This window comes from Sandarakinorhabdus limnophila DSM 17366, assembly GCF_945882885.1.
GTDB lineage: Bacteria > Pseudomonadota > Alphaproteobacteria > Sphingomonadales > Sphingomonadaceae > Sandarakinorhabdus > Sandarakinorhabdus limnophila_A.
In genome coordinates this window covers 1-9156 of record NZ_CAMCWT010000074.1, presented here as the reverse complement: position 1 = coordinate 9156, position 9156 = coordinate 1, and the positions used below count along the sequence as shown (strand labels likewise).

General features: G+C 63.7%; 9 protein-coding genes and 1 tRNA gene. 3 read left to right on the top strand and 7 right to left on the bottom strand.

All coding sequences use genetic code 11. From position 1 onward, the window contains the following. Positions 1-112 precede the first annotated feature (112 nt). The 3 genes from Q7O19_RS12215 to Q7O19_RS12205 form a co-directional block, all read right to left on the bottom strand. Positions 113-189: transfer RNA gene (locus Q7O19_RS12215), tRNA-Met, on the bottom strand. Positions 190-256: 67 nt separating this feature from the next. Further along, positions 257-1138 (bottom strand): YdiY family protein, encoded by an 882-nt coding sequence (locus Q7O19_RS12210; protein ID WP_303810786.1) that lies wholly within the window; start codon positions 1136-1138, stop codon positions 257-259. Between the two features lie 62 nt (positions 1139-1200). Beyond that, entirely contained in the window at positions 1201-1497 is a 297-nt protein-coding gene (locus Q7O19_RS12205; RefSeq protein ID WP_303810785.1) for a DUF481 domain-containing protein, read from the bottom strand. 68 nt (positions 1498-1565) lie between these two features. On the opposite strand from Q7O19_RS12205, the gene Q7O19_RS12200 reads away from it, so the two are divergent. Further along, entirely contained in the window at positions 1566-2492 is a 927-nt protein-coding gene (locus tag Q7O19_RS12200) for an isopenicillin N synthase family oxygenase (RefSeq protein WP_303810784.1), read from the top strand. Between the two features lie 39 nt (positions 2493-2531). Next, complete coding sequence (locus Q7O19_RS12195; RefSeq protein WP_303810783.1) at positions 2532-4028, top strand: alkaline phosphatase; 1497 nt, start codon at positions 2532-2534, stop codon at positions 4026-4028. Positions 4029-4281: 253 nt separating this feature from the next. Here the strand turns inward: Q7O19_RS12195 and truA are convergent, their stop codons facing one another. The 4 genes from truA to tolB are packed head-to-tail and all read right to left on the bottom strand — an operon-like array spanning position 4282 to position 7873. Further along, entirely contained in the window at positions 4282-5046 is a 765-nt protein-coding gene (truA, locus tag Q7O19_RS12190; protein ID WP_303810782.1) for a tRNA pseudouridine(38-40) synthase TruA, read from the bottom strand. Then, entirely contained in the window at positions 5043-5948 is a 906-nt protein-coding gene (gene fmt / locus Q7O19_RS12185) for a methionyl-tRNA formyltransferase (RefSeq protein WP_303810781.1), read from the bottom strand. Before fmt ends, truA begins: the two co-directional genes overlap by 4 nt. Positions 5949-5991: 43 nt before the next feature. After that, positions 5992-6531, bottom strand: a complete 540-nt coding sequence (gene pal / locus Q7O19_RS12180; protein ID WP_303810780.1) for a peptidoglycan-associated lipoprotein Pal — start codon at positions 6529-6531, stop codon at positions 5992-5994. A gap of 22 nt (positions 6532-6553) precedes the next feature. Next, positions 6554-7873 (bottom strand): Tol-Pal system beta propeller repeat protein TolB, encoded by a 1320-nt coding sequence (tolB, locus tag Q7O19_RS12175; protein ID WP_303810779.1) that lies wholly within the window; start codon positions 7871-7873, stop codon positions 6554-6556. A gap of 133 nt (positions 7874-8006) precedes the next feature. Here tolB and Q7O19_RS12170 point away from each other — a divergent pair. Beyond that, on the top strand, positions 8007-9156 hold a 1150-nt coding region (locus Q7O19_RS12170; protein WP_303810778.1), incomplete at its 3' end, for an amidohydrolase.

Sequence of the window (9156 nt, the reverse complement as noted above, 5' to 3'; positions counted from 1 at the left end):
CGGCAGGAATGGACATGCAAATTCTCCCCAATATGACGGAGAGATGTTTAGCCGTGGTGGCGCTGGATTGCCACCTCATCCTCGTCGCAGGGGAGAATGTGGCAGAAGGGGATGGTAGCAGCGGGCAGATTTGAACTGCCGACCTCCGGGTTATGAATCCGGCGCTCTCACCAACTGAGCTACGCTGCCACAGGCCCCATCCAGGCGAGCGGGAGGCGCTGCTATAGTGGCGGTGTCCCTGTGGGTCAACCGGGTTTCAGAAACTGTAGACCAGCGTGGCGCGGGTGACGGTATCGCTGTTCAGGCGGCCCGGCGGCGGGTTGCTTTCGTTGTTGTACTGGAAGGAAAAACGCGCCGAAAGCCGGCCATTCAGTTTGGCGGTGAGCTGCGACAGCGCCAGCAGCGAGTTGTTGCTGTTGTCATAATAATAGGTCGCCGCCTGGGTGAAGTTCAGCATGTCGTTGATCTGCCATTTGGCGTTGAGGCCGGCGCGGGCGGCGACGCTGTTATCGGTAATGCCATTGATGAACCGTGTTTGCCGCAATGCCGGGCCGCCATCCACGGCGATGGTCAGGTTCGGTGTATCAACCACGCGATAGCCAAGGCCGATGGCCTGCGTGAAGCGGCTGGAAAAGCCGGTGAAGCGATCGCGCTCCCAGCTCAAGGCGAGCAGGGCATAGGCGCGGCTGCTGAACTTCCAATTGCCTTCATAGCCGGCGAAATAGCGTTCGCGCGAAGCCACGCCATTGTCTTCCTGATAGTCGACGATACCGCGCAAGGCATGCTTCCAGCTGCGGCTTTCCTTGGTCAGGCTCACGCCCACGGCCACGCCGCGGTTGCGGGTGTTGCCGGTGGAAATGAAACCGCCGGCCTCACCCTGGCCGCTCCAGCCATCAAGAAAGCCCTGGGAAGCGAGCTTTTCTTCGCGGGCCTTGGCGGCGGCGGCGTTGATTGCGGACAGTTTGGCATCGATCTCGGCAGCGCTGGCCGGGTTGGTTTTCTTTGCGATCCCGGCCACCACGGCCCGTTCCTCTGGGCTGGCGGCTGCATCAATCATCGCTTCCACCGCCGACGGAATCGGTTCGGCAAATGCCGGCGTGGCCAGAAAAGCGAGAGCCAGCGGCAGAAAACTTCTCATGTTGTTGTCTCCCCATGGGTAACAACAGTTTGACTATGCCGCAGCCGGCGGTTAACTGTGGGTCACGAGTTATAGACCGGCTTAACGAATATAACAGTATCGTCGTTCTCGCGGCCCAGCTTCTGAATGTTTTCATTGTCGATCTGGAACCATATGCGGGCTGAAAGGCGGCCATTCAACCGCGTGGTCATTTGCGAAGCAAACAGAAACGAACTGTTGCGCTGATCACTGTAGCAAGTCACGGTTTCCGTGAAGGTCAGCGTCGGCGAGGTCACCCAACTGCCACTTCGCCATTGGCGGTCCAGCCGCCGGGCGCACATCAACCGCGGCAATGCGCGCCGGGTGGGCCTTGCGGCCATTGGTCAACCGGTACGATCCGTATTCAAGGGGACTGGCAGACGGCCAGAATCCGGGGCAAAGGGCGGACATGACACTTGCTGCCGACATCAAGCCGATTCCGCTTTCGCTGGTGCACACCGATCTGGCCGCCGCTGCTGCTGGTTTTGGCGATGCGTTTGCCCGCACCGGTTTTGCCGTGGTGTCCGATCACGGCATCGATCAGGGACTGATCGACAGCGCCAATGCCGCCACCAAGGCGTTCTTTGCGCTGCCGGAAGATGTGAAGCGCCGTTACGTCGTGCCCGGCGGTGGCGGCCAGCGCGGGCTGACCCCCTTCGGCGTCGAGGCGGCCAAGGGCCACGCCAAGGCCGATCTGAAGGAATTCTGGCATGTGGGCCGCGAACTGCCGCCGGGCCATGCTTATGCTGATGTGATGCCAGCCAATCTGTGGCCCAGTGAAATCCCTGATTTCCACGATGCGGTGTGGGCATTGTTCGGCGCGCTCGACAAGACGGGCGCCACCCTGCTGCGCGCCATTGCCGTGCACCTTGGGCTGGACACGGAGTTCTTCGCCGATCCGGTGCGCGACGGAAACTCCATCCTGCGCCTACTGCATTATCCGCCGGTTCCGCCGGAAACCGCTGGCGCCATCCGGGCCGGCGCGCATGAGGATATCAATGTCATCACGCTTCTGCTGGGTGCGGAGGAAGCCGGGCTGCAGTTGCTCGGCAAGGATGGTGAGTGGCGCTTCATCGATGCGCCGGCCGGCAGCCTGGTGTGCAATGTGGGTGACATGCTGCAACGGCTGACCGGGCATCGCCTGCCGTCGACCACGCACCGTGTTGTCAATCCGGCACCGGATCGCATGGGTGTGGCGCGTTATTCAACGCCGTTCTTCCTGCATTTCCGGCCGGATTATCTGATCACCGCGCTGCCCGGCGGGCCGCAAGAGGAGCCGCCGATAACCGCGAACGATTATCTGCTGGAACGGCTGCGCGATATCAAATTGCTGTAACATCGGTGCTGCAATGATTTTTGGGCAGGGGAAAACGACATGATGATGCGCGCAATGCTTGTGGCTGGCCTGCTGGCCACCTCTGTTTCAGCTGCCCCGGTGCTCGATACGCCGGTGAAGGACAGTTGGTGGACCGATGGCCGCGCCGCACTTGATGCCCGCCTGAAAGTGGTGAATCGGCCGAAGCGCGCGAAGAATGTCATCCTGATGGTTGGTGACGGGATGGGCATCTCCACGCTCACCGCCGCGCGTATCTTTGACGGCCAGCATCCCATCGATGGCCGCGCGCCGTCCACCGGCGAGGAGAATAACCTGGCTTGGGACAAGATGGCCAGCACCGCCCTGATCAAGACCTACAACACCAACGCACAGACAGCTGACAGCGCTGGCACGGCCAGCGCCATGAACACCGGCGTGAAAACCCGCATTGGCACCATCAACATGGGCGCCGATCAGGGCGTGGAGGCCTGCAAGACGCCGGAAAAACTGCCGCGCACGCTGGCCGAGATCGCGAAGGGGCAGGGGATGGGCGTGGGCGTTGTCACCACCACCCGCATTACCCATGCGACGCCGGCCGCGGTTTATGGCCATGTGCCGTTCCGCGATTGGGAAGGCGCAGATCGCGCCTATCCTGCCGCCGATCGCGCGTCTGGTTGTGCCGATCTCGCCACGCAGGTGGTGAGCTTCAAGGGCGGGCTGGACGTTGTGCTGGGTGGCGGACGTGCGCGCTTCCTGCCGCTGGGCAAGGGCGGCCAACGCGATGATGGCCGCAACTTGGTGGAGAATTGGCAGAAGGCCTGGCCACAGGGCCAGTTTGTTGCTGACTCCAAGGGCCTGCGGGCATTGAACAGCCGCAACGCAGGCCCGGTTTTAGGCCTGTTTACGCCCGATCACCTGAGCTTCGAGCATGACCGCAAGGACGAGGCCGAGCCCAGCCTGCCGGAATTGGCGCGCTTTGCGCTGGCCAAGCTGGAGGCCGGCAAGGCGGCGCGCGGCGGCAAGGGCTATTATCTGATGATCGAAGGCGGCCGCATCGATCATGCCCACCACGCCAGCAACCCCTATCGGGCGCTGAAGGAAGCGCAGATGTTCAGCGCCACCGTGGCCGAGGTGCTGAAGTCCGTGAACCTGGATGAGGCGCTGGTGCTGGTCACCGCCGATCACAGCCATGTGCTGACCATCGCCGGCTACCCAGAGCGCGGGAATGACATATTGGGCTATATCAAGCCGCCCAAGGGCGGTGGCGAAGGCGATGGTGGCCTGAGCCCGGAAGGCTATGCGCTGGATGATCGCGGCCAGCCGATGACGACGCTGACTTATGCCAACGGGCCTTTCGTGAGCCGCGGCCTGTCCCGCACGTTGCCGCCCACGGATCCCAATTATCTCGCCAACAAGACCTATGGCACCAGCGGCGAAAGCCATGGCGGTGAGGATGTGGCGTTGTTTGCCGAAGGCCCGCGCGCCGATCTGGTGCGCGGCGTGATGGAGCAGAATCTGATCTTCCACATTATGGCGGAGGCACTTGGCTGGCGTTGAGCCGGCCAGACGGAAGTTTCAGCCAGCGATCAGCCAGCCAGCCAGCCAGCAATCCGCCGGCGGTTCCGAGTGACAGCCCCATCCAGAGCCAGAGGCGCTTGGCGCGCTGGCCAGGTTGGCTGTGTGCAAGATGTGGCCCTTGGGGCATGTTGTGCTTCTTCGGTGGCGATCAGACAACAAACCTGCAATTAGCGTGCCAATTTGTGGATTGCAGGCAAGTGGCTGAATCTACCCAATCGGCGAGCGAGTAAACTTAGTCAGTTGTAAAGCCTACCGACAGTTCGGGGTAGGTGGCGCCGATGAAATACAAGCCATCGGGCGGCGCGTTCAGCCCCAGCGCATCGCGATCACGGGCGGCGAGTGCGGCGGCAAGATCATCGCTGCTCCACTTGCCTTCGCCGACCAGCTTGAGGCAACCGACCATCGATCGCACCTGGTGATGCAGGAAACTGCGGGCCGCGGCGAAGATATGCACCTCTTCCCCCATGCGCGTCACCTCCAGCCGATCGAGCGTGCGCAGCGGTGATTTGGCCTGGCACTTGGTAGAACGAAAGGTGGTGAAATCATGCTGGCCAACCAGCCGCTGCGCCGCCGCGTGCATGACCTGAGTGTCCAGCGGCGTCGGCACCCGCCAGGCCAGTCCGGCATCAAAGCTGAGCGGCGCGCGGCGGTTGATGATGCGATAGTGATAGCGCCGCCCGGTGCAATCGAAGCGGGCGTGCCAATTGGGGGCTTGCGCGCAATCGATAATGGCCACCGGCTGCGGCTTTAACCGGGCGTTGATCGCCTCCATCAGGCGAAACGGCGTGAGGGATTTTTCGATATCGGCGTGGGCCGGCATGGCGCGGGCGTGGACGCCGGCATCGGTACGGCCCGACGCATGAACGTCCACCGTCTCGCCGGTCACCTGCAAGATCGCTTCCTCGATGGCGGCCTGCACCGATGGGCCATGATCCTGCCGCTGCCAGCCAAAGTAGGGCCGGCCATCATATTCCACGGTGAAACGGAAACGGGTCATGCAAGCGGTGAGCCGGCGGGAACGCGCCAACCGTTGAGCAGGGCCTTGACCGGCATGGCTGGTTTGCCGGCGCGCTGCACAAGCGTGGGCCGCAACACACCGTCGCTCGTGCCCAGCCCGAGCCGATCATCAACGGTGATGCCGGGCGCGGCCGGGGCGGGCTCAACGTTGGCGGCGAGGATCTTCACCCGTTCACCGGCAATATCGATCCAGGCCCCTGGTGCCGGATTGAAGCCGCGCACCTGCCGTTCCAGTTGCAGAGCGGGCAGGCTGGTATCGAGATGGGCTTCGGCCTTGTCGATGCGCGGGGCGAGTGTGACGCCGGCTTCCGGCTGCGGCACCGCTGTGCGCGGGTGGGCCAGCACGTCGACCAACAATTCAGCGCCCAACTGCGCCAGTTCGGCAAACAGATCGCCGCTGGTCTTGGCGTCGATGGGCGTCTCTACCGTGGCCAGCATCGGGCCGGTATCCAGCCCTTCCTCCATCTGCATGATGGTCACGCCGGTGATGGCATCGCCGGCCAGCACCGCGCGCTGGATCGGCGCCGCCCCGCGCCAGCGCGGCAACAGCGAACCGTGGATGTTGAGGCAGCCCAAGCGCGGTGCGTCGAGCACGGCGCGCGGCAGGATCAGGCCATAGGCAGCGACCACGGCGACATCGCAGCCCTGCGCGATTTCGAGGAACTGCGCCACCGCCGTCGGATCACGGAAGCTGCGCGGGGTGAAGACCGGAATACCCAGCGCGTCGGCGCGGGCGTGGACCGGGCTCATCTGCAACTGCTTGCCGCGCCCGGCCGGCTTGGGCGCGCGGGTATAGACGGCGATGATCTCGTGCCCGGCCGCTGCCAGCGCATCGATCGCCGGAACGGCGAAAAAAGGCGTGCCCATGTGGATGATCCGCATGGGCACGCCTGTAAACGATTAAACGGTGAAGGGGGAAGGGGCCTTAACGGCTCATCACCATGGTGACAGCGCGGCGGTTCTGCGCATAGGCGGCTTCATCGGCGCCATCCACGGCCGGCTTTTCCTTGCCATAGGAAATGGTGCTGAGCCGGGCCACGTCGATCCCCTGCGATGCGAGGAAATTCTTCGCCGAATTGGCGCGGCGATCACCCAGCGCGAGGTTGTATTCGCGGGTGCCGTGTTCGTCGCAATGGCCTTCCAGCGTCACGCGCACGCTCGGGTTTCCGCGCAGCCAGGTCGCATGCTTCAGCAGCGTGGCGCGGGCCTCGCCATCCAGTTCATAGCTGTCATAGGCAAACAGCACCGTGTCGCCGCCAGCCTGGGCGCGCAGATCATCCTGGCTGCCGGGCACGATGTTGCTGGCACCCGTTTCAACGGAGGCTGGCCGTTCCTTCGGTGCCGGCGTTTCCGGACGGGCGGTGGCCGGCGGAGCTTGCAATTCGGCCGGCGGCTTCTTGGGCGCGCAGGCGGCAGCAAGCAGAACAAGCGCCAGCAACGGCAATTTGGGCAGGTGGCGGGTCATTTGGGGGCTCCTCTTCCAACTGTCAGGGTAACAAGGGCGACCAAGCCGGATCAGATGCATCCAGAGGAGTCGCGATACTGCGTTCATTCAGACCGGAAATATCGACGGACCACAAGCCCGAACGACCCGACCTGTCGCCGCGGGCAAACAGGATAACGCGGCCATTGGGGGACCAGGCCGGACTTTCATCCTGAAAGCCGTTGGTCAGCAGTCGTTCGCCAGAGCCATCGGGGCGCATGACGCCCACGCCGAAACGGCCGCCACCAATGCGGGTGAAGGCGATGTAATCGCCACGCGGGCTCCACACCGGGCTGGCGGAGCGGCCTTCGCCAAAGCTGATCCGGCTCTGGCCGCTGCCATCGGCGTTCATCACATAGAGTTGCTGCGATCCGCCGCGATCGCTTTCAAACACGATCTTCGTGCCATCGGGCGAATAGCTGGGCGAGGTATCGATCCCCGGTCCGCTGGTGAGGCGCGTCGTGCTGCGGGTGGCAAGGTTGAAGCGATAGATATCGGTGTTGCCGCCCACCGCCATGGAAAACACCAGGTTCTGCCCGTCGGGTGAGAAGCGCGGCGCGAAGGTCATGGCGGAAAACTGGCCCACCGCTTCCTGCCGGCCACTGCCCAGCGTGTAGATCCACACGCGCGGGCGGTTATTCTCGAAACTCATGTAGGTGATGGTCTGCTGCCCCGGCGCAAAGCGCGGCGTGAGCACCAGGTTCTGACCGGAAGTGAGGAATCGGTGGCCGGCGCCGTCCTGATTCATGATGGCGAGCCGCTTGATGCGCTTAGTGCGCGTGCCCGTTTCGCTCACATAAACAATGCGGCTGTCGAAATAACCGCTTTCTCCGGTGAGGCGTGAATAGACGAGGTCGGCGCATTTGTGCGCGGCGCGGCGCCAACCGGCTGCCGTGGTCACGAACCCTTGCCGCGCGATTTCGGCGCCGGCAAACACATCATAGGCATAACAGGCCAGCGTGATCCCGCCATCAGGATTGGCCGTCACCGTTCCCGTTACCAGCGCCTGCGCGGCAATCGTGCGCCAGGCCGTGAAATCCGGTTTCAGCACATCATCAATGCCCACCGTGGTTGTGTAGGCTGCGGGATCGAGTGGCCGGAACAGACCTGAGGATTTCAAATCATTGGCAATGACCTGCGCCGCGCGCTCGCCAATCTGCGTGGTGGTACCGGCTTCGGTGCTGGCGCCATTGCCGGGGGCAAAGGCTGGCACGGCAATCGGCATCGGCTGCATCAGTCCAGCGTTGATATCCACGCGAAGCGGCGCCGACTGCGCGAAGGCAGGGGCGGCAAAAAGTGCGGCAGTGAACAGAATCAGTCTCATCACTTCACCATATCAGGGTGGGGAGCTGAACGGGAGCCAAACTGTTTGCCTTGGCCGGCTGCGTCTTGCGTGGCGAAGGATTCCCGTGCACACACGCTGTGTGATACGTCTAATACAGATAGTTGGGGGATATATGATCAGCCGCCGCATTGGCCTGAGATGCATCGTGGCGTTGGCCAGCCCAGCCAGCGCCGCCGATCTGCTGATCCACGGCGGCCCAATCCTGACCATGGTGGGGGACAGGCCGCAAACGGTGGCGGCGGTGGTCGTAGAGGGCGGCAGGATCGCCTTTGCCGGACCGCTGGCGCAGGCGCAGCGGATCGCCGGCGCGGAAACGCAGCGGCTTGATTTGAAGGGCCGCACGCTGCTGCCAGGGCTGGTCGATGCGCACAGCCACCTCGCCATGGCGGTTGATCTGGCGCGGCGGGTGAATGTGTCGGGCGCGCCGGTTGGCACAGTGGCCAGCATTGCCGATCTGGTGCGCAAACTGGCCGATGGTGCGGCGGCGCTGAAGATCGCGCCCAATGAATGGCTGGTGGGGTGGGGTTATGACGCCAGCCAGCTGGCCGACAAGCGCGACCTGACCCGCCGCGACCTCGATGCGCGCTTCCCGGATCGGCCGGTGCTGGTGATGCATGTTTCCGGCCACGGCGCGGTGCTAAATTCGGCCGGGCTGGCAGCGATTGGCGTCACGCCCGACACCAAGGTCCCCGAAGGCGGATTGATCAACCGCGAAGCCGATGGCCGCACCCCCAACGGCCAGATCTGGGAAAGCGCGCTGATGCTGGCCGGCCCGGCACTGAAACCGCCGCCGCGTGAGCAACGCCTGCAGAATCTCGCCGCCGTGCAGCAGCTTTATGCGAAAAACGGCTACACGCTGGCCAATGATGGCTTTACCAGCCTTGCTGATCTCGATCTGCTGCAGGCGGCGGCGGCGCAGGGGCGGCTCGTGCTCGATGTGGTGGCACTACCCAGCTTTGTTGATATGCCGAAATGGCTGGGCAAGCCGGCCTATGCCTTCGGGCAATGGCAGGGCCGGCTGAAGCTGCAAGGCATCAAGATCACCCAGGATGGCAGCCCGCAAGGCCGCACTGCCTACATGACCACACCCTATCTGCATGGCGGCCCCACCGGGCAGGAAAACTGGCGCGCGCAGGGCATTCAGCCCTATCCCGCATTTCTCGCCACCGCCAAGGCTGCCAGCGCCGCCGGGCTGCAACTCTTCATCCACGCCAACGGCGATGCCGCAATGGACGACGTGATCAACGCCGTCGACACGCTGA

What these genes read in the sequence shown, in the direction of transcription:
- Q7O19_RS12210 (WP_303810786.1), bottom strand. Translation starts at nt 1,138, where the DNA reads ATGAGAAGTTTTCTGCCGCTGGCTCTCGCTTTTCTGGCCACGCCGGCA.
- Q7O19_RS12205 (WP_303810785.1), bottom strand. Translation starts at nt 1,497, where the DNA reads ATGGCCGCAAGGCCCACCCGGCGCGCATTGCCGCGGTTGATGTGCGCC.
- Q7O19_RS12200 (WP_303810784.1), top strand. Translation starts at nt 1,566, where the DNA reads ATGACACTTGCTGCCGACATCAAGCCGATTCCGCTTTCGCTGGTGCAC.
- Q7O19_RS12195 (WP_303810783.1), top strand. Translation starts at nt 2,532, where the DNA reads ATGATGATGCGCGCAATGCTTGTGGCTGGCCTGCTGGCCACCTCTGTT.
- truA (WP_303810782.1), bottom strand. Translation starts at nt 5,046, where the DNA reads ATGACCCGTTTCCGTTTCACCGTGGAATATGATGGCCGGCCCTACTTT.
- fmt (WP_303810781.1), bottom strand. Translation starts at nt 5,948, where the DNA reads ATGCGGATCATCCACATGGGCACGCCTTTTTTCGCCGTTCCGGCGATC.
- pal (WP_303810780.1), bottom strand. Translation starts at nt 6,531, where the DNA reads ATGACCCGCCACCTGCCCAAATTGCCGTTGCTGGCGCTTGTTCTGCTT.
- tolB (WP_303810779.1), bottom strand. Translation starts at nt 7,873, where the DNA reads ATGAGACTGATTCTGTTCACTGCCGCACTTTTTGCCGCCCCTGCCTTC.